Raw genomic sequence first — 22,293 nt, forward strand, 5'->3', positions numbered from 1 at the left:
TGTCATGATTAGAAATAATATAAAATACATCACACTTTCACTATTGGGCTCACTGAGTTTATTCTCTTGTAATAAATCTTTGGACATCAATGTGAATCCAAATACCCCGACTGAGTCAACTCCTGAACTGGTTTTGCCTCAAGCTATTGTAGCAACTGCTAATTCAATGCCTACCTACCACAACTACGGAAGTGATTTAGTAGGTTACCGTGCGAATGCTGGCGGATACAGTGGTTGGGGAACATTAATTAGTTATGATTTTAACAATTCAAACTATCAAAACCTTTGGTCAACGACGTACAACATCTTAACGGATTTTGAGTATGTGATCAACAACACCAAAGAAGATCCGGAAAGTCAGGATTTTTATTTTGCTGCCTTGGTGATGAAAGCTTATAATTTTGCTTTACTGGTAGATACCTATAATGACATTCCGTATACGGAAGCTTTACAGGGAGCTGCGATGTTGTATCCAAAATACGATGCCGCAACTGATATTTACGCTGATTTAGTAAGTAAGCTCGACGAAGCAGTTAAATATTTTAAAACGTCAGAATCAAGCTCTGCATTTGATAAATCCGATGTGATTTTCTCTGGTGATGCGGAATCATGGGCCAAATTCGCCAATACCTTGAAATTGCGTTTGGTACTTAAGGGAACCGGTAAGGTGACTTTTGCCAATGCTGCAATTGATGCTGGAGTAGGGGTTCTTGAGGATGATGCGATTGTAAATCCCGGTTACGCGAAACAAGATGGTAAGCAAAATCCAATGTGGAACAGCTACGCTTTTTCTGCCGCTGGCGCAAACAGTGGGACTAACGCCTACGTACCTACGCCATTTGTCATGTCATATTACAGCGGTGTAAAAATCAGTGACGAGGCAAGAGCGAATTTAATTTACGTGGAAGGGATTGCAACACATACAAACCAATTGGGTAACGAAGATGATCCTGAAGAAGGGTATTTACCAAGTGCCTGGTTAATTTTAAGTAAAACCGGCGAACTAAGCGCTACGAAATACAGAGGCTACGGCGCTGTGAAAGGGCCTGCTGCTGGTCAACCCATTATGCTCGAGGCTGAGGCTAAGTTTTTAGCGGCCGAGGCTGTTGCCAGAGGATTGATGAGCGGAGATGACGCGGATTTTTTCAAGGAAGGAATTGTTTCCTCTTACGAATATCTGATGAAAGATGAGTCGGATAAAATATCGTCTGATTTGGATCCTAATTTTTACGATGATTATTTAGCATCGAATGTGGAGTCCAAGTTGGTTAATTATTCGCTTAATCAAAGTTTAGAATCTAAAGTTGAAGCGATTATTACCCAAAAATATCTAGCTTTTAATTTTTTATTTGGTCATGAGGCATGGAATGAGTTTAGAAGAACCGGGTATCCTTTGAGTACTGGTCTTAACAATCCAGCAAATAGAAATAACAGTTTTGCTTCGGTTAAATCTGTGGCAACGGCTCCAAATAAACTGCCAGCTCGTATTTTATACCCTTCTTCCGAATATACCTATAATGATGGTAATGTTCCGGTGGTAGATAAATTTACATCAAAAATATTCTGGGCTAAATAGATAAAAATTATGAAAAATTATAGCAAATATATCATAGGGTTAATCATCCCATTTATCTTTTCATCCTGTTTGAAAGATAAAGAACTGATTGGACCGGATTCGGAAGATGCGGTTAAAAATCTGATTGAATTTAAAAACATTGCGGCACCAGCGTCCTCGGTTTCCAGCACATACCGCTTGTACAACAGGACTTATGATTTGCTGCCAAAGGTGGATCTGAATATTCCGGTTCAAATTGCCGGGGTTTATGACCCTTCGGGTGACGTGCAAGTGGTGGTAGAAATTGATAATTCGATTCTAGAGGTTTATAATGAGCAGAACGAGACGGATTATAAGCCATTACAAGCTTCGAATTATTCAGTACCTAGTTTCGACGTTGTGATCCCTAAAGGAGAAAAAGCGGCTAACTTCCTGATTCAATTGTTTACTGAAAAGTTTGACTTTGATAATTCCTATGCTTTGGGTCTGCGAATTAAATCGGCATCAGAGGGTGTGATTTCTGGGAATTTTGGGGCCATTATCGTTGCAATTGGCGCTAAGAACGCTCTTGACGGAATTTATACAGTTACAGGTTCGGCTACAGATGCATTGAGTACAAATACTGGGCAGTATCCAAAACAAGCAATTGCCTTGGAAACTTCCGGACCAAATAGCAACATGTATTATGATGACTATTATGGAGTGTATGGAACCATTTTCTTGACAGCCTCAGGCGGTGCTACCTATTATGGTAATTTCTCTCCAATTTTTGATTACGATGATACAGGAAAAATCACGGCGGTACGAAATGCGTATGGAAGCGCAAGTCAGAATTCGCAAGGTCGTGATGGTAAACTTGATCCTACCGGGGTTAACAAAATAACTTTTGATGCCGCCGGGAAACCTCAGAAAATAGAAGTGAGTTATTTTATGACTCAACAAGGAACAGTAAGGCTAAGCTTTAAAGAAGTCTACACCTATAAAAGTGCTAGATAAAAGATCGTTTGTATAGTTAAGTTTAGTAATTTTTGGAAAATCCCATCGGAAACGGTGGGATTTTTTTTTGCGCGCTTAGAATAGGTATTCTTTCTATTTTTGGACAGATCATTCCCAACTTGTGGATACTTTGTTAAAAGTCTATAACGGTTAATTTCTTTGGCCCAGAAAAAATGAGCGCGAGGCATTCTGGTGCCGAATTATTTAAAAAAATAGACATTGCTGATTGTGTAGCGATATTGTTGCAACCTTTTTATGGGTTGGTTCTAACGTAATTTTGAGTTTTTATTGTAAAATTTCTTGCTTTATGGATTTTGGTTATTTTCAATATTTTATTTGGCAGAATAATATGTATTTATTTTAATATTTTGTTGAATTTAGAAAATGCCAACGAGCTTGCTTGTGAGTAAGTTTAATAAATGTTAAGTTAAAGTGAATTTTAGGGTATATTCCCGGTTTATGTTGTAAAATTTGCAATTTAATTTTCTCTATCGTTAAGTTGTTGGTAATCAGTGTATTTTATTTTATCACAATCGACTCTAATGATTTGCTAGTTATCAAATTTTGACAAAAACTTATTTAATTTTATTTTTTGGGTTAATAATTGCCTTTTCTGTTATCAATAAGTATACACAACAACCGTTTTATTGTATTTTTAGTAAAAATAAAAATTCAGACGAATTAATTTGTTGATTTTTTAATGAAAAATATATATTTGTCGTTTGTTTAACAAATTTTTAACAGTTTGTTGTAAGAAAATTTAACTTATATATAATTTATGAAACACAAATTACTCAGTCTAATTTTTGTGCTGACATGTCTCATTGGGATATCGTTTGCTCAAGAGAGCCAAGTGAGTGGTCAAGTGACATCCAGTTCTGATGGCACCCCACTAGCTGGAGTTTCCGTAAAAGTTGTTGGAACTTCTACTGCTTCACAAACGGATAATTCCGGTAAGTACAGCATTTCTGCAAAGGCAGATGCTATTTTAAGCTTTTCTTTTGTTGGTTATTCCTCGCAAAGGGTAAACATCAATAATCAATCTACGCTCAACGTGAGTTTGGTTGCTGATGAAATGTCTTTAGAAGAAGTTGTGGTTACAGCTAATGCGATTAAAAGAGAGAAAAGATCGTTGGGTTATTCTGCGCCAACTTTAAACGCAGATGAATTAACAGATGGAAAAAATACGAGTGCAATTAACGCTTTAGCCGGTAAGGTTGCAGGTGTAAATATCACTTCCACAGCAAACTCTCCGGGTAGTTCTTCCCGTGTTGTATTACGTGGTGGTTCTTCTATTTCTGGAAATAATCAGGCTTTAATTGTCGTTGATGGTACGCCTATCGATAATACAAGCCGTATTGGCGGAGAGTCTTCTCTTTCAAGTGTGGATTTTGGTAACCGCGGTAATGACATCAATCCTGATGATATTGCCTCTGTTACTGTCTTAAAAGGTCCCGCAGCTGCAGCTTTATACGGTTCGCGCGCATCAAATGGTGCTTTAATTATTACCACTAAAAGTGGAAGCAAGGGTGCCAAAAACGAAATTACTTTCAGCACCACAAACACCATGTCGTCTATTTTGAAATTACCTGAATTTCAAAATGAATATGGTCAAGGTTATTCTGATTATACCAAAGCAGGAGAATTGTTTTTTGTAAACGATCCGAAAGAAAACTGGTCTTGGGGTGCACCTTTTACAGGTGAGGTTCAGGAGTGGGGACAAGCGATTGATGGTGTTCGTCAAACAAAACCGTATTCTGCGGTAGAGAATAATGCTCGTGATTTCTTTAACTCAGGTTTCGCCTCAGATAATAACTTAAGTTTTTCAGGAGGTTCTGAAAAATCAACTTTCTATCTGGGTTTAAACTCTGTGAATTCAAACGGTGTTTATCCTGGTAAAAAGGACATCTTTAATAAGTATGGCGTACGCTTTAATGGTAGTACAGAATTTAGTAATAAATTCAGTGCAGGAATTTCATTGAACTACACCCGTACCGATAGAAATGATGTGGCTGGTGGTCAAGCAAATGGTTCAGTATATAATAATTTGCTTCAAACCCCTCGTGATATTGATGTTGTTGGATTAAAAGACCTTTCTAATCCATATAATTCTTATGGATATACTGATGCCAATGGTATAGTACACAATGATTTGTATGGATATTACGGAGCATATGGTATGAATCCTTACTGGTTATTAGAAAACTACAACAATTACAATGATGTTAACCGCATCATGGGTAATTTCAATGTTACTTATAAACCATTAGAATGGTTGACTATTGTAGAACGTGTTGGTTTAGACAATTATTCGGACCGCAGACGTTCTGAATCTCCAAAATTTGATTTTTTCCCTGCCGATAACACGACTGGAAATTACAGTACCGGAAATCGTCAATCAGATAACGGAAAATACCAGGTTGATCAATTTAACGTGAACGAGATCGTTCATGACTTAATGATCACTGCAACTCATGATTTTAATCAGGATTGGAGTGGATCAATCATGTTGGGTAACAACATTCGCCAAAGAAATACGACAAACAACAGCACAGCCACTAACTCAAGTGGAGGGATGATTGATCCGGATTGGTTTAACTTAGGCAACAGCAATGGACCTTTAGATTTAATTGAAGATTCATGGAGCCAAAGAAGATTAGTAGGTGTTTATGGTGACTTAAATATTTCTTACAAGAACTTTTTATATTTACAAGCAACCGCTCGTAATGACTGGTCATCAACTCTTCCTAAGGAAACGAATTCGTTTTTCTACCCAAGCATTAGTGGTTCATTTGTATTTTCTGAGCTCTTAGAAAATAAAAATACGTTAAGCTATGGTAAAATTCGTGCGAACTGGGCGCAAGTAGGTTCGGATACTGATCCTTACCAATTGTTAACCATCTTTAATCGCGGTGAGATTGCTGGAAGTTTTGGAAGCACAACATTCCCATTTGGTAACGTGGCAGCTTTAATGTCTGGAAGTACAATTGGCAATCAATTTTTGAAACCTGAGATTACAACATCTTTTGAGGTAGGAGCTGAATTGGGCTTTTTTAACAATAGATTGTATGCTGATTTAACTTATTACAATAACGAATCTAGAAACCAAATTTTGAGTATTCCTATCCCGAATTCTACTGGTTACGGATTCCGTTTGGTGAATGCTGGTAAAATCAATAATAAAGGTGTTGAGGTTACTTTGAGAGGTACGCCTGTTAAAACGCAAGATTTTACTTGGGAATTGTTTGGTACATATACTAAAAACAAAAACGAAGTTGTTGAATTGATGGAAGGTATTGATCAAGTATCTGTAGGTGGATTCACCGGAATGTCAATTGTTGCAGCTGTTGGTAGAACCTATGGTGAATTTTATGCTGTTACGAATGCAACTGATGATCAAGGTCGCACAATCGTGAGCAAAAGTACTGGTTTGCCTGTGGCGACTAAAGAAGCGCAATACTTAGGATCATATAATCCAGATTTTCAAGCCTCTTTAGGTACATCCCTAAAATATAAAAACTGGTCATTGAGTGCCTTACTGGATACCAAACAAGGTGGAGTATTTTTCTCACGTACCAAAGATATTATGGGTTTTGTTGGAACATCAGCTGAAACAGGCGGAGAGCGTTTTGGCCAGATTTTCCCTAATTCAGTTTATTTAGATGACAAAGGTAACTCTGTCGTGAATACAGATGCAACATATGATAAGGTTGATTATTACCCGAATATGCAAAGTGGTGTTAGTGTAATTGATGGTAGTTACGTGAAATTACGTAATCTGACTATTAGTTATAAATTATCAAAGGATGTTTTGGAAAAAACTCCATTTGGTTCTGCAACGGTTGGCTTGTTCGGAAATAACTTGTTTATCTGGACTCCTTCGGAAAATAAATTTGCTGACCCTGAGGTGAATTCAGCAGGTGCGGGAAATGCACAAGGATTTGACTTTACTGCTCAACCTTCTTTAAGAAATTATGGTATTAATGTAAAAGTATCATTCTAAATATTTGAAGACTCATGAACATATTAAAAATAAAATACATCAAAACGCTATTTAGTGTAGCTTTGATTAGTGCAGTCTGTTTGACTGGATGTAATAAATTCTTGGATATTAATGAAAATCCAAATAATCCTGACAAGGCAGATCCAAGTTTATTGTTGCCTACGGTGGAGGCTTCAATTAGTCAGATTGTTGGCAATTCATTTCAAGTTTTTGGCGGATTTTGGGCCCAATATTGGACACAAAACCCAACATCTTCTCAATATAGAACAATTGACCAGTACCAGGTGCTAAATACAGCTACCAATCGTGCTTGGACGACTGTATTCAGAAATGCGTTGAATAATGCAGAATTAATTATCAATTCTGATGTTGCCAATAGTGAATATTATCAAGGAATTGCATACATCTTGAAAGCCTATACATTTCAGGTTGCAACGGATGCTTTTGGAGATATTCCTCTTTCGGAGGCATTAAAAGGTGCAGACTTCATGAACCCGACTTATGAGGCTCAAGAATTAGTGTATGATTCTATTTTCAATTACATTGAAAAAGGACAAGCGCTTCTTAATACTTCGAATGAGAATGTGACTGAGGTAAGTTCTCAAGATATGTTTTTCGGAGGAGATTTGCGTAAATGGGAACAGTTTGCGAACACCCTTGCTTTACGTGCATATTTGCGCCTATCTGAGGTAGATGCTGCGAAAGCTTCGGCTGGTATTAAGGCTCTTTATGCCCGTGATCCTGAATTTTTAACCCAGAGTGTATCGATCGTCTATACAGCCACTGGTGGTAATGAGAACCCGCTTTACAATGAAATGCTAGGTCTTGGCCGTACGCAGAATATTGTTGCAAGTAGCACTGTCGTTTCTGCCTTGGTCGATAACAATGATCCACGTCGTTTTGCATTTTTTGATGTGGTTCCAGCTCAAGGAGCAGTTCCAGCACAAGATACAATTGCTCACATTTTACAAGGTAGTTACAGTACCAATACTAAAAAATTGGTAGCCTCTCCATCGTTTAATGTTGGTGCAAATGCTAGCAATCCTAAATCAGCTTTAGCACCTGCTAAATTGTTTTCGATTTCAGAGAGCTATTTCTTGCAAGCAGAAGCTGTAACTCGAGGATGGGGATCAGGGAATGCAGCTGAATTGTATGCTCAAGGAGTTTCTTCGAGTTTTACTGAACTTGGTTTGAGTACTGATCAATTTGTGCAGTACAGTAACCAAGCTGCTGTTAAATTTCCAACAGGGTCTCTTGAACAAAAAATCGAAGCGATTATTACGCAAAAGTACTATGCTATGTGCGGATTCCAAGGCTTTGAGGCATGGACAGAGTGGAGACGTACTGGATATCCAGATTTCTTTATTACCTCGAATGCAAGCAGATTAGGTGCAGGCAAAATGCCTTTACGTTTGCCTTATCCAGATTCGGAGATTACTTCAAATGGTAATTTCCCAGGCGCTATCACTATTGATAACCCAGTTTGGTGGGATGCTAATTAAGTAAGCATAATTTTTATACAAAAGCGCCTTAAGGATTACTTAAGGCGCTTTTTTTGCTAGCCCCACTACAAGAGAACAAGCTATTCGATAGGTAGTTGCCGGCTATTTAAGAGTGGAAATTTTCAATTTGGTTACTTAATGGATATCAGGCTAACAGCATATTCATATAAGAAATTAGCGCATAGCGTGCCGCTTTTGATCTATAGAAAAGCAGGCGATCCGATTGATTTTTTTGTCATCAATTAGGAACGCCTGTTTTCGTATTTTGTTGTTGTTAGTTCTGCGCCAGGATGCTCAGTTGCTGGGCTACCTTTCCAGCGAGTTCGCCGAATGCTAATGACACAGGTTCCTGCTCATCTAGTGCAATAGGAAATCCGTTATCTCCGGCATCAGCCACCGATTTTACCAAAGGAATCTCGCCCAGGAATGTAACCTGATTATCACTGGCTAATCGTTTGCCACCATCTTTTCCAAAAATATAATATTTATTCTCAGGTAACTCTGCTGGTGTAAAATAAGACATATTTTCAACTACCCCTATAATTGGAACTTTTACCCCTTCCATTTGGTACATCGCCATTCCTTTTATAGCATCTGCAAGGGCGACTTGTTGAGGTGTCGTTACAATCACTGCTCCTGAAATGGGATAATTTTGGGCAACTGTGATATGAATGTCACCTGTTCCTGGAGGCATGTCGACTATTAAGTAATCTAAATCACCCCAATCTGCATCGTTAAACAATTGTTTGATGGCCGATGTTGCCATTGGGCCTCTCCAAGGAATGGGTTGGTTTGGGTCTGTAAAGAAACCAATGGATAATAATTTTAGTCCAAATTTCTCGATTGGAACGATCTTCGTTTTTCCATCTTGTGTTTGTGTGGAAAGGGGCTTAGCATCCTGAACTCCAAACATCAATGGGATGGACGGTCCGTATATATCTGCATCTAAGAGTCCGGTTTTGGCCCCTGTATGTGCAAGAGATAATGCTAAATTTGCTGCAATGGTTGATTTACCTACCCCTCCTTTACCTGAGGATACTAAAACGATGTTTTTAATGTTTTTAAGTTGCGCGCTCTCGCTGGCTTTTACGCGTGCAGTCATATTGATTTCTACCTCAACCTCTTTGGAGATAAACAAGGCAATAGCGTTCCGACAAGCATGCTCTATATGTCCTTTTAAAGGACAAGCTGGCGTGGTTAAAACCACATCGAACTTAATTTTATTGGGAAGAATTTCTATGTTTTCAATCATGTTCAAGGTAACCAAATCTTTTTTTAAATCCGGTTCTTCAACATGACCTAAGGCTTCTAAAATTTGTTCTTTAGTAATCATGATTTTTTATTAATTATACAAATCTAATTAATGCGATGCAATAACGTGTCATGTAGATGTTTTTAATGTATTTTGTCTATTTTTAACCAAAATAACGAATTAGGTATTTTGTAAAATGATATCGATTAAAAAGTTTACGCTTCCGGATTTAGGTTTTGCCAAAAAGAAATGGTTTATCATTACCCTATCAAGTATACTTGTCTTGCTTGTAATCGCCTTAGTTTGGGGGTTATCGGTTCGTGGGGCTATGCTGGATCAGGCTGTCCTTCGGGTGAAAACTAAACTAAAAAAGGAGTATCAGCTTCGTTTGGAACTAGATAGGTATGAATTTGCTGGACTAACAACGGTTGATTTACATAAAATAAAACTTTTTCCAGATTCAGGAGAACAGCTGGCTACTGTGGATCAGTTTAAGGTCTCAGTGAAATTATTTCCTTTGATTTTGGGCCGAATTAGTCTTGGTGATATGGATATCGTTGAAGCCGATATTACGTTGGTCAAGGAAAATGATTCTACGGCTAACTATGATTTTCTTTTTGGAAAAAAGAGCACCATTGTTCAAAAAAATCCGGTTTCTGATTCCCGGACACTAAGTGAGCGTGTGGATCAGGTTTTGAAACAAGTATTCGAGAAGATCCCGGATAACTTAAGCATGAAGAATTTGAGCTTGAGCTATCAGGACAGTCTATCCAAACAAACTATTATTATTCCTGAAGGAAACATCGATGGCGGGAATTATGATATTAATGTATTTTTGAATCAGCAGGAAGGTAAGTGGAATTTCCAAGGCAAAATAAACTCCAAGAAACAGACGCTTAGTGTGAAAATATCTTCTGCCGATAAGGATACCTTTGTCCCCTTTGTTGATCACAAATATGGTCTCAAGGTGCGATTTGACGAGCTGAGTTTTCACCTGGATCAGGTGACTAAAAAAGGCAAAGAAGCTCTTGAAATTAAAGGAGGAATGTCCGCAAAAAATCTTCGTGTTTTTCATGACCGGTTATCTGAGGAAGAAATTGTGTTGCCTGAGGGATCAGCCGATGGAGGATTGTTGATTTCCGAGAATACATTGGAATTACTCAAAGAAACAAAGGCGCAAGTGAAGGATTTTGTTTTTCAGCCTCAGCTTAAATTTTCTAAAGTCAAAGGAAAAGTTTTGAATTTAGCTGTACACACAGGGAAATTTAAAGCCCAGGATTTTTTTAATGCTATTCCTGTTGGTTTGTTTGAGAATTTACAAGGGATACAAGTGGAAGGGGAAATTCAATATGATATGGATTTTCAAGTTGATTTTACTAAACCTGACTCCATGAAATTTATGTCAAAAATTAATGATCGGGAGTTGAAAGTTATCCGTTGGGGTAAAGCTGATGTTGGGGCACTTAACGGGTCTTATCTCTATCAGGCATATGAAGATACGCTAAAGATGCGCGATATTTTACTGACACAGGCCAATCCAAAATTTACCCCACTTGATAGGATTTCGCCGATTCTGAAAAAAACAGTATTAAATACCGAGGATCCTTTTTTCTATGAACATAACGGATTTGAATTGGAAGCTTTTCAACTTTCGATTATTACTAATTTAAAGGAAAAGAAATTTAAACGTGGCGCTAGCACGATTTCGATGCAACTTGTAAAGAATCTATTTTTGAATCGCAACAAAACCATGATGCGCAAACTTGAGGAAATTTTACTTGTTTGGCTCATGGAACAGTCTAAACAGGTTAGTAAGGACCGTTTACTGGAGATTTATTTAAATATCATCGAATGGGGTAAGGATGTTTATGGAATTTCCGAGGCTGCATCATACTATTTTGGAAAGGAACCACATGAATTAACAATTGGTGAGAGTTTATACCTCTCTAGTATTATTCCAAGACCAAAAACCGGGCTTTCTTCGTTTGACCATACGGGCCATTTAAAGGATTGGGTGTTGAGGCATTTTAACACCTATGGTTCAATCATGAGTAAACGTAATCAGTTGCAGACAGAGGATGTACCAAGCAGCTATGGCTTCTATCAGGTTCAGTTGCAAGCTGCACTAAGACCTGCTAGACCTAAGGGAGCGGTTGATTCAATGATGAATCATGAGGAGATTAAAAATAGAATGGATGAAATTGATCAACAAGAAAGTCTGCGTAAGGCTTTAATCGAGCGTTTGCTGGGTAGGTCAGGGGAGTCCGAAAATGAATAGAAATGAACGAAATAGAGATTGATAACTTGCGATTTGAATTGATGATCGATTACGAACAAATTCAAAAACGGATCCGGTTGATTGGTATTGATTTAAATTTAAAATTTGAGGATAAACACCCCGTATTTATTGGCGTATTAAATGGTTGTTTTATGTTTATGGCTGATTTAATGAAACAGATTCACATTCCCTGTGAGCTGTCTTTTGTTAAACTAGCCTCCTACCAAGGGGTTCAGCAAGGGGCTATTTATGAATTACTTGGTGTAGGAATGTCTTTGGAAAACAGACATGTGGTTATCGTTGAGGATATTGTAGATTCAGGAAAATCATTGCTGCACACCATTCAAGCGCTTGAGCGATTAGGGGTGGCGAGTATCTCGGTTGCTACTTTACTTATGAAGCCAGATTGTCTTGAATATTCCTTTGATAATATCTTGTATGTTGGTTTTGAAATTGAACCGGAATTTGTCGTAGGGTACGGTTTGGATTACAATGGCCAATGCAGGAACCTAATGAATATTTACCGGAATATTTAATTTCTTACCCTCTAAAGCTACACGTTATTAAATGGTCGTTCACCATACCAACGGCCTGCATATAAGCGTATAGCGTGGTTGAACCTAAAAAGCGCATACCCCTTTTCTTTAAGTCTTTTGAAATGCTATCCGAAATTTCGGTTGTAATTGCGATATCCTTGTTGCTATGGATGCGATTTTCAATGGGTTTTCCACTGGGTAAATAAGAGTAGAGATAGGTATAGAAACTGCCGAATTCTTTTTGAATCTCTAAGAAGATTTGCGCATTTTTGATACTGCTGTTTATTTTTAACTTGTTTCGAATGATGCCTGGATTTTGCAGTAAACGATCCACATCCTGTTGCGTATACTTGGCTATTTTTTTATAATCGAAACCTGAAAATGCTTTTCGGTAATTCTCCCTCTTTTTTAAGATCGTAATCCAGCTTAACCCCGCTTGGGCGGATTCCAATACAAGGAATTCAAATAATATTTGATCATCAATTACTTGTTTCCCCCATTCGGAATCATGGTATTTTTGGTATAAAGGATCAACTCCACACCAACTGCAACGGATTATTTCTGAACTACTCATTTTTTCGATATATAAATACAATTTTTTTGTCCTAACTTTACGTCTTCCATGAAACAAACTTTAGCATTAAAGATCCTTTTGTTGATCGTTTTATGTGTTTTTGCGACACATTCATCCAGGGCTCAGGTATTGCCTGTAGATTCTCTCGCAATACCCTCGATAGGAGTAACCCAGACGGTTTCAATGACGGCTGATTCTGCACGTTTTGATTCTTTGTCATCAGCTCTTAAATATAGTGAAATCATCCTATATCCTATTCAGCCAAATAGATTTTTAATTCAAAAATTGCATAATATTGTCAAATCGGGAAAACAAGATCTGCTTTTTTACGCTGATTCTTTGGCTCTTTCTGATTTATCTTCAGAACAGCTCAGAGGGGTTGAAAAGGTTTCAAGACCTATTTGGGTGTTGATCGTCGTGTTCTTCCTTTTTCTGGTTCTTGGAATTCTGCGGGTTATTTTCCCTGTGGAATTAAAAATTATAATGGAAGCTTATTACAAAGAAAGACTCCTGTTGCAGGTTAGTAAGGAAGACAATTTAGCGACCTCCTGGCCTTATATTTTTCTCTATATTTTATTTAGCCTGTCCTTTGGTCTTTTTGTGGTGGTGTTGATTTCTGGTTTTCGAAATGAAAATTATCTCACATTTGAGAATTTTTTGAAAAACTCAGGCTTTGTAGCGCTAATTTTCATTGTAAAAATATTATTTATACGATTTGTTTCATTTATTTTTTTGCTTGATAAAATAGTCAGAGAATACATTGCAATTTTATATTTGGTGTATTTCAATAGTATGTTTTTTCTCATGCCATTTCTTTTAGCCGTAGTTTTTGTCCCCGCATCCTACTTTGATGTGATCTCCATAATTTACATCATTATGGTGATACTTTTGTTCGCATATCGATTTATTAGGACAGCAATTCACCTGTTTGGTCAATTCAAATTTTCTATTTTTTATTTAATTCTCTATCTTTGCAGTCTCGAAGTCGCACCTGTTTTAATTTTAGTGAGGGCACTCAACAATTAAGAAAGAATTTATGCAGATTGATGTAGAAAGAACAAAGAAGGTAAAGAGCATATTGGTTACTTTACCAAAACCTGAAAATGATAAATCTCCCTACTTCGCACTAGCCGAGAAATATAATCTGAGACTAGATTTTAGGGGCTTTATTCATGTGGAAGGTGTTTCCGCCAAGGATATCAGGAAAGAGAAAATGAATTTTTCGGACTATTCTGCCGTAATTTTTACGAGTAAAAATGCTGTAGACCATTTTTTTAGAGTATGTGAAGAAATGCGCTATGAGGTTTCCTCGGAGTTAAAGTACTTTTGTATTTCAGAAACCATCGCCCTTTATTTACAGAAATATATTCAATACCGAAAACGCAAAATTTTCTTTGGAAAGCAAACGGCTCAGGATTTAGAAGAGGTTTTGAAGAAACACAACAAAGAAAAATTTTTATTTCCTTGTTCAGATGTTGCCAATGAGGATACACAAAGGTGGTTGCAAGAAAACGGCTATAATTTTACCCCCGCTGTATTGTTTCGAACGGTAATCTCAAATATTCAAGATTTGCAAGATGTGTTTTATGATATTGTGGTTTTCTTTAGCCCATCATCGGTTCAGTCTTTATACGAGAATTTTCCTGACTTTGTTCAAAATAATACCCGTATTGCAGCCTTCGGTTCAACGACCCAGCAGGCTTTGTTAGACCATGGATTAATTTTGGATATTCCAGCTCCTACACCTGTTGCTCCAAGCATGACGATGGCTATTGAACAATATATTAAATTGGTTAATAAGTAAATTTATTTTTATTTTTATAGATGCAAAGAGGTTGTTTTATCCAATGAAACAACCTCTTTGCAATTGACAATATGCTAAAGGACTACCTGTAAAAACGGATCGTTTTGTGGAGTTTTGTTTTCACTAAAAAGAGTTCATTAAAGGCTGCAAAATCTAAGCAAAATAGAGTTCTCGACGAACTTTTTTTTGGATAGAATTTTGCTTAGAATAGGATAAACTTACTCGAAATATTTTTCTGAAAAATATTTCTGTATATTTTGACCATATTTCTAGATAAATATATCCGGATGTTCACCGAGTATATTTATTGTAGGAATATTTTAATTATGTTTGTATATAGACAAAATGGTAATCTTGTGAAATTAAAACCTGTTAATAGTATTTCTGGAATTACTCCAAAAGATTTTATTAAGGATTATCTTAATAAAGGGCAGCCTGTTATTATAAAAGACTTTATCAGCCCTCAAAGTGCATGCTGGACCAAATGGAGCTATGACTATTTTAAAGAGATAGCTGGGGAGGAACAAATCGACATTTATGGCCGGGAAGAGGAATCTCAAAATCATGCTGCAAGTCCTCCTGTTGGACGGATGACCCTAGGGGAATACTTGGATTTAATCAGAAAAGAACCTACTGAACTGCGCTTGTTTTTGTTTAATCTATTGAAGATTAGACCAGAGTTGAAAAAGGACCTGATTTATAATGATGTCACCGGTGGAAAGGTAATTCAATGGCTTCCTTATATGTTTTTTGGGGGAGAAGGATCAGCTACTCGAAATCATTTTGATATTGATATGTCTCATGTCTTTATCTCTCAATTCCAAGGGGTAAAGCGGATTTGGTTATTTCCGAACAATCAATCTGACTTAATGTATAAGCTTCCCTATAATTTCCACAGCATTGCAAATTTGAAAAAAAGCAATGTTTCGGATTATCCCGGTTTGAGCTTACTTCAAGGGTATGAGGCCGTCATTCATCCAGGGGATACCTGCTATATGCCTGCCGGATGGTGGCATTACATTCAATACGATACCGAAGGGTATTCAATTTCTGTAAGAGCGCTGGCAAATTCAATGAGTGAGAAATTAAAGGGTGCTAGGAATTTGTTTATTACCCGCCATTTTGATGATACAATGCGTAAATTATTCAAAGATAAATGGTTGAATTATAAGATTGTAATGGCTAAAAAAAGGGCAGAGAATGCTATTAGAAAATATAAATAAACTCTTTTAAGCTAATCCAAACAGGGGTATCATTCGAAAAAAAGGATGATACCCCTATTCATTTGAGTTATTCCTGTATATCCTGATCGGATTCTTTTAGACTATATTGGTAAAACAGCGTGTATGGGTCTGATGGATAGAGCTTAGCATTTGGATCGTGCCGGAAGGGAATTTCAGGGTTGAATATTTCTGCAAAAGTTTCTGCTAGAAAAGCAACAAAATTCTCTTTTTGTGCTACCAGGAAATCATCTTGAAGGAATTTGTTTCTACTTTTGAATAAGGTTCCTTCCTCTCTCATTTTTCGAGCCACATATAAATGAGGTTCTAGCTCCCTTAAGCCAGTAACCTGTTCATACACATAGGTATAAAATAAAGTTTGTACTAATGCTTTATTTTCCGTGTTTTTAATAAATACTTTATCTGGGTTAAAATTAACACTATCTCCTCCAGTTTTATAATCCACTATTCGATATTTGCGGATTCCATTTTTTGAAATTACCTCATCCACCCGGTCTATAATTCCAAAAAGTGTCACGTGTTTTGTTTCTCCTTTGAGCTGAATAGGGAATTTCAGCGTGTAATCTTGGTCATTTTCTAACTCTATGATCCGAATGGATTCATAGTTATCTATATCGTATTGCAAATACATCTGTACGTATTCGCACGCTATTCGGTGCATAATCCGATGCAAACTATTTAAATCATTGATCGATTTAAACTCTTCCATATAGAGTGTGCTGATTTCTTGCAAGACCACACGATCAATCTGAGCTAGGAAAGACTTGAAGATGCTTGTTGCGATAAAATCTTCATTTCTTTTAATGGGACTTAGTAGGTTCTCCATACTGTTATGGATAATGGTCCCGAGCTTATTCAATTCAAATTCCTGGCTAATGGAGGGAGGTTCTTTGATGTCTGCAACGTATTTCAAAAAGAATTGCATTGGCGATTGCAGATAGCACGTCAAGGCTGAGGCAGAGATCCGTTTACCATTTTCTATGTAATCCTGGTACATTTTATCCCAGATAGCACCTGTTTTTTCAATACTAAGTTCCTTACCCTGTGCTGGAAAAAAAAGTGGCTGTTCTTGGGTATGTTTGACGATCTTGAAGTTTGTTTCAAACGCCAATTGTTTGACGAATCTGCTTTCTTCACCTGTACTACTTTGGTCAACAATTCCATTGTATAGAACATGAATTCCCTGGCTATATTGCATATGTCTGTAGAAAAGGTAGGCCGATAAAGCATCTTGGTTTGCCAGTATGGGTAAATCATACGCTTTTCTCAAGCTGTCCGGGAGAAAGGTTGGGGAACTCGATGTTTTTGGTAAAACACCTTCATTAGCCCCCAAGATGTAGATGTTGTCAAAGTTCAGGCATCGGCTCTCTAGTAAGCCCATAATTTGCAAACCGTGTAGAGGATCTCCCTCAATGGCAGAGATGATCGGAGATATCGCCTTTTTAATGAGCCCAACTTGAAAACCGATACTTAAATGGCCTAATTTTTCAAATCCTAATTGCAGTTGATTTAACACTTTACGGGTTTCAATGAGTAAATTGGAATCAATCTGTTTTATGCGTTCCCTTTGTGCGATCGATTGTAAGAGTCGATCGATTATTTCAATTAGCTTTGGGATAAGGTGGTTGGCTTGTTTTAAGGGAATGAAAAAATCAGGCAATACAGAGCTATCTAATTGTATTTGATTGACTTCTATTTCATAGAGTTGTTTCAGGGCCGACTCGGTTTGTATGAATTGTTTCTGTGATTTGGACACCCTTGTCATCGGATGAGACAAAAATGTTTCCAACAATTGATAGGGAATTTTTTTTCGTTTTTGTTGTGAAATCAGAAGATGTACTTCCATCCACAATAACAATAATCCATAAATTGGAGACTGTACCAGAGGGTATCCGGTGGTAATGTTTACTTTAAGCTCCGGGAGACTCTGCAATAAGGGCACTAATAAACTTTCGTCTGCCATCAAAACAGCTGATGTTTTTTCTTGGTTTTCGTTGTTTTTAAGGATATCATGAAGTAATTTCACTTCACTGACTTTTCCTAAACTCTGGTATACATGAATATCTGACTCTCGGTTGGCAATTTGACTCTCAGAAACAGGTAAGGCATTTGTCAATCCCGTTTGAAAAAGATTCTTTCGTAGGAATAATCCAGCTTCTTGAATGGGGTCATTCAGGTAATGCACGTCGAGATCAAAATAAAACAATGCATTCCCTTGATCTTGCCACTCTTTGAAGATCTTTGCCTCCGCTTTGTTTAAAACATTAAATCCTACAAATATAGTTTTATCGAATTTTTTATGAAAATCCTGGTTGTGGGCCTTTCCTTGTGCGAGTTCCCGATAAATTGTGGGGTAATTGGTTTGTCCCTCTTTCCTCAACTTCTCTTTAAATGCGCTATATAATTCGGGCAATCTATGCCATAATTCAAGAAAGCGTTTTTGAACTGCAGTATGTCCCTTGATACTGAATGATTGCCAAAACTGCTGGATAAATTCTTGTTGCTCCGATGTGAAATGCTGAAAGGTTAAGTCAATTTGTGTACCCTGTGATAAGTTCATGTATATTTCCTGGATAGGTACTAAATCATAATCCAGCTGTGCAAAGTCGCTCAAAATGATCTCAGCAATTGGATAAAACTCTTCTAAGGTTTCTGCTTGAAGTCCCTTATTCGCTAAAATTTCATTATGGAGTTGGTAAAGGTAAAAAAACTGACTCAATTGTGTGGCCTGGGCTAAATTGCTCGATAGGCTAAAAAAATCTTGTGTAGTGAAAAATTGAGGTGACCAGATGGCCTGTTGGTAAACATCTACCAGGTGTTTTTTTAGATAGGTGATTGGTCTTTTATTGTTGAATACAATAGCTATATTGCTAATCTGGTTACCAAACTTTAGTTTAATATCCTCTGCTACTAATCGTAAAAATGCTTTATTCATTTTTGGAACCTTATTTAACTTCTACTAATGTCTTTGATTTGGCGTAATATAGGTAACCTTTTACATTCTGATAACCTACATTTTGCAAGGTTTTTATATACTTGTCAAGCTGAGATTTGTGCCCTACATAATCACCTTGCGTAAATTTAAAGTCCAAAACAATAGTTTCCTTTGGACTGCTAAAGACTTTGTCCGGTCTAAGGGTTTGCCCATCTTCAGTCAAAAGGCTGGCTTCATTCCAGATCTTATAATCCCCCGAGAGCCAAACATTAATTTGAGGATGATGCCAAATGTGATGGATTTGTTCCAACAATTCTTTTCGGTCCTCTTTGGCCAGTAGGCCCTGTTCAATGTATTGATTTATGAGTGGATCAATTTGATCTTCCTTGGAAATTTCAGCTATAATTTCATGCGCCAAGGTGCCGAACTGCGCTGCCTTTTCTAGCATAAGAATAGTATTGATCGTTCGTCCACTAGCGAGCTCCAGCGCATTCTCTAATTCCTCCGAGAGCGGATAACTCGTCAGAGTGACTGATCTTCCCGATTGTACATCTGCGGGTTCTTCTTTTAGAACATTTTTGTCCAGAAGCACTAATTGTTCATCGTGTAACTTAAAAGGAGCAGAATCTTTAGTTAAGACCTGATGAAGCAAATCGGAAATGTACTCATTTTTGATTTCATGGCCTGAAATCTGCTTTGTTTTCGAATCAATAGACACCTTAAATTGCGGTCCTGATATATATAAATGTTGTACCGCTCGTGTGCTTGCCACATAAAATGTGTTCAATGCATCCATATAATTGAAAAGCATCTCTTCATAGTATTGTTGATAGAAAATGGATTTCCCCATCATTGCTGCGTATTTAACAGGGATTTTCCCAAGTTCATGAAATGGGCTTTGTTGTACATCAATCCAAAAATCTCCAGTGTTCAAACCATCCAGATCCCAGCTCAAAAAAGGTAACATGACCACATCGTAAGCGAGACCTTTTGATTTGTGGATTGTGCTCACTTCAATGGCATTTATTTTTCCGTTACTAGGCAATACCGCATTTTGAGAGTTTTCCTCCCAGAATTCCAGAAATTGAAGGATACCTCGTTCTCCCTGACTTGAAAACTTGGAAACAAGATCTTTAAAGGCAAGTATATAGGGCAGATGCAAGTTGTTTATCTCTAGATTCAGACCATATAGTTCAATGAGCTTTTCAACAAGGTGTACCAAAGGCATCTTCTGCAATTCTTCCCATTGAGCAAGGATACCATCTGGTAGTACCTCTGTAAGATCCTCAATAGAGTTGTTTTTGAACTTTAACCAAATTGCCTGATCAAAAGAAGAATGCCCCTGGATGAGTTGATACAGGTAAGCCATATTGGCATGTAAAACTACATGTCGATCACTTTGCTGTAGCAGGCTTTTTAAGGTTTCAATGAGCAACTGGATAGCTTGATTGGAAATTAAAGTCAAGGCATCGCCTGATATCACCTCGTACTGCAAGCCTGTTTGATTTTTGTAATCCATTAGGGTCTGAATTAGCTCGCGTGCCTGAGCGTTGCTTCGAACTAAGATTCCAATTTGCGAGGGTTTGTATTCTCCCTCTCGGATCCAGTGACCAATCCGCTGACATAACTTTTGTGTGGAAATTTCTTTCACTTGGTTTCGTCTACTGGTTCTGCTTTTTTCAACCGGAAAAAAATGGACTTCTATGTTTCCCTGAGGTTTGTCCAAGCCTGCTATCTGATTGGGAACTTGTTGAATGGAATCTTGATAGGCTTTATGTAGCATCTGATCGTTTCCACTTGCATGCCACCAGGATTTCCCCTGTTCACCTAAACCCAACAAAACATGTTGATTTAATACCTCTTGAAGCAGCATAGGTATACTGGAAAATAAATAATTGTTGAATTCTATAATCCTAGGTAGACTTCGGTAATTGGTTTGCAAAGTACTGCTATCTACAAAATCGCCTATATTGGCTGAATTTAAGTGAAAAGTTTCTGCAACTTGTTGTTCGAGCTGCTGCAATAGGATCCGCCAATCCCCATTTCTCCAGCGGTATATACTTTGTTTTACATCACCAACAATCAAATGTTCACTGAATTTTCCACTGGCATTACTTAGAGCGTTCAACAATAAAGGGCTGTAGTTTTTCCACTGAACCTTAGAGGTGTCTTGAAATTCATCAAATAAAAAATAGTTATAACGGTTGCCAATTCTCTCCCAAATGAAAGTGGGATCGCCATGCTCATCTAAACCTAATTTGTTTAAAAGAATTTGCGCATCTGAAATGAGCTGAGAGGAGTTCTCTTTTCGCCAAACACTCAGCAGGTCACTCATCTCTTTCAATAATCGGAGAAAGTAAAGGTTGGAATCAACGGCTTGGTAGGCGATATAGCTAGAGAAATATTCTTGCAGCGCGCCGATCGTCATCAGAGATGGTTTTAAATGTTGAAAGATATCTAATCTGATATCTCCATTTTTATCGCTGAATATTTCCTGGTTTTCTACAATTTCACCAAACCGATCGAAGATATCCTTTTGTATATCGGATAAACTAAGTTTTTTGACATTGAATTTCTTTATACTGCTGGTGAGGAGTTTATTTGTTGATTTTCCTTTTAAGCCTGCCTGGTCGAGATTTAAAGGTTGACAACATTCTTGAAAGGCCTCTATGGCCAAGCTCAAAGCTTGGATGAAACTATTGGATTTTTCAGTGATTTCCTTATTTAATAAAGTAAATAATTGATCAGTATTCTTTGCCATAAGATGGCTGTCGAATTCTTGGAAATTCTCAGAAAAAATCAAGCCAGCTAGATTAATTAATTCTTGGCGGTAGTTCCAGTTTTCGTTATTCTCAATTTTTTGTTCGGCGTATTGTATGATCCAATCCAATAATTCAGGTCGTTCATCCAGGAGCTGATTAAGCATAACCGTCAGCTCACGTTTGACTTTATTGGTATTCATCTCGATGGTGTATCCAGATTCTAGATTCAATTCATAAGTAAAGCTCCGAATTACTTTTTGTGAGAAGCCATCGATGGTGCTGATTGAAAAATGGCTATAATCGTGTAAAATTCGTTGGTAGACTTTGTAGGCTTTTTCTTGAATCTCTTGGGCATTCCAGTTTGGAAATTGTTGCAAAAGTATTTCTCGATAGTCGTTTATTTTTCGGTTCAGATCACCTATTGCCAAGCCATGAAGTACTGAAAGGATGCGCTCTTTCATTTCAGCTGTTGCCTTATTGGTGAAAGTAACGGCCAAGATTTCCTTGTAATTTCCTGGTTTTACCAGTATTAAAGATAGATAATGGACCGTCAAATTGAACGTTTTACCTGAGCCGGCTGATGCCTTTACGATCTTTAAAGGAGCAATTTTCTGCATACTGGTGTGGGGAAATTAAATTAAAATGTAATATCGTTATTAAGATTTCAATTCTAAAATTAATTATGAAACGATTGATTTTTAGGAATTCGTACAGGTTAGGATATGTTTTTATCCTCGCCAGGTTGAGGGTAAGACCGGGCTCAAGGGCTTCAGAACCTCATTTTTTTAATTAACTTTTTAATTATCAGAATACTTTGTATCTTTGCGTCCCCTCTTGCACGAGGCTCGGGGGATA

13 protein-coding genes are annotated in these 22,293 nt (G+C 37.4%); 9 read left to right on the forward strand and 4 right to left on the reverse strand.

The features are described 5' to 3' along the window. Positions 1-4 precede the first annotated feature (4 nt). The 4 genes from AC6CHH_RS12280 (at position 5) to AC6CHH_RS12295 (ending at position 8,056) form a co-directional block, all read left to right on the forward strand. Positions 5-1,576, forward strand: coding sequence for a SusD/RagB family nutrient-binding outer membrane lipoprotein (locus AC6CHH_RS12280; RefSeq protein ID WP_498283250.1), 1,572 nt, complete (start codon positions 5-7; stop codon positions 1,574-1,576). 9 nt (positions 1,577-1,585) lie between these two features. Next, positions 1,586-2,551: a DUF1735 domain-containing protein gene (locus AC6CHH_RS12285; protein ID WP_498283252.1), complete on the forward strand. Its 966-nt coding sequence runs from the start codon at positions 1,586-1,588 to the stop codon at positions 2,549-2,551. A gap of 778 nt (positions 2,552-3,329) precedes the next feature. Further along, positions 3,330-6,554 (forward strand): SusC/RagA family TonB-linked outer membrane protein, encoded by a 3,225-nt coding sequence (locus tag AC6CHH_RS12290; protein WP_498283254.1) that lies wholly within the window; start codon positions 3,330-3,332, stop codon positions 6,552-6,554. Positions 6,555-6,568: 14 nt separating this feature from the next. After that, positions 6,569-8,056, forward strand: coding sequence for a SusD/RagB family nutrient-binding outer membrane lipoprotein (locus AC6CHH_RS12295; RefSeq protein WP_498283256.1), 1,488 nt, complete (start codon positions 6,569-6,571; stop codon positions 8,054-8,056). A gap of 274 nt (positions 8,057-8,330) precedes the next feature. Here the strand turns inward: AC6CHH_RS12295 and AC6CHH_RS12300 are convergent, their stop codons facing one another. Next, a complete protein-coding gene (locus AC6CHH_RS12300; protein WP_498283258.1) occupies positions 8,331-9,389 on the reverse strand; it encodes an Mrp/NBP35 family ATP-binding protein in 1,059 nt (352 codons plus the stop codon). 115 nt (positions 9,390-9,504) lie between these two features. Between AC6CHH_RS12300 and AC6CHH_RS12305 the strand changes: the two genes are divergently transcribed. Together AC6CHH_RS12305 and AC6CHH_RS12310 are read left to right on the forward strand one after the other, a co-directional pair. Beyond that, the gene (locus tag AC6CHH_RS12305) at positions 9,505-11,586 is read left to right on the forward strand and encodes a transglycosylase domain-containing protein (RefSeq protein ID WP_498283260.1); all 2,082 of its coding nucleotides are present in this window, start codon (positions 9,505-9,507) and stop codon (positions 11,584-11,586) included. 2 nt (positions 11,587-11,588) lie between these two features. Beyond that, on the forward strand, positions 11,589-12,122 hold the full coding sequence (locus tag AC6CHH_RS12310) for a phosphoribosyltransferase (protein WP_498283262.1): 534 nt from the start codon (positions 11,589-11,591) through the stop codon (positions 12,120-12,122). A gap of 4 nt (positions 12,123-12,126) precedes the next feature. Here the strand turns inward: AC6CHH_RS12310 and AC6CHH_RS12315 are convergent, their stop codons facing one another. Continuing rightward, positions 12,127-12,696, reverse strand: a complete 570-nt coding sequence (locus AC6CHH_RS12315) for a DNA-3-methyladenine glycosylase I (protein ID WP_498283264.1) — start codon at positions 12,694-12,696, stop codon at positions 12,127-12,129. 48 nt (positions 12,697-12,744) lie between these two features. On the opposite strand from AC6CHH_RS12315, the gene AC6CHH_RS12320 reads away from it, so the two are divergent. From AC6CHH_RS12320 to AC6CHH_RS12330, 3 genes are all read left to right on the forward strand, one after another. After that, positions 12,745-13,722: a DUF4271 domain-containing protein gene (locus AC6CHH_RS12320; protein WP_498283266.1), complete on the forward strand. Its 978-nt coding sequence runs from the start codon at positions 12,745-12,747 to the stop codon at positions 13,720-13,722. Positions 13,723-13,732: 10 nt separating this feature from the next. After that, entirely contained in the window at positions 13,733-14,500 is a 768-nt protein-coding gene (locus AC6CHH_RS12325) for a uroporphyrinogen-III synthase (protein ID WP_498283268.1), read from the forward strand. A 326-nt stretch (positions 14,501-14,826) separates the two neighbouring features. Then, positions 14,827-15,723 (forward strand): cupin-like domain-containing protein, encoded by an 897-nt coding sequence (locus AC6CHH_RS12330; protein ID WP_498283270.1) that lies wholly within the window; start codon positions 14,827-14,829, stop codon positions 15,721-15,723. Positions 15,724-15,790: 67 nt separating this feature from the next. Here AC6CHH_RS12330 and AC6CHH_RS12335 read toward each other — a convergent pair whose 3' ends face one another. Next, entirely contained in the window at positions 15,791-18,676 is a 2,886-nt protein-coding gene (locus AC6CHH_RS12335; RefSeq protein ID WP_498283272.1) for a PD-(D/E)XK nuclease family protein, read from the reverse strand. Positions 18,677-18,686: 10 nt separating this feature from the next. Beyond that, entirely contained in the window at positions 18,687-22,055 is a 3,369-nt protein-coding gene (locus AC6CHH_RS12340) for a UvrD-helicase domain-containing protein (RefSeq protein WP_498283274.1), read from the reverse strand. Between the last annotated feature and the right edge of the window lie 238 nt (positions 22,056-22,293).

Source organism: Sphingobacterium sp. GQ94, assembly GCF_059758715.1.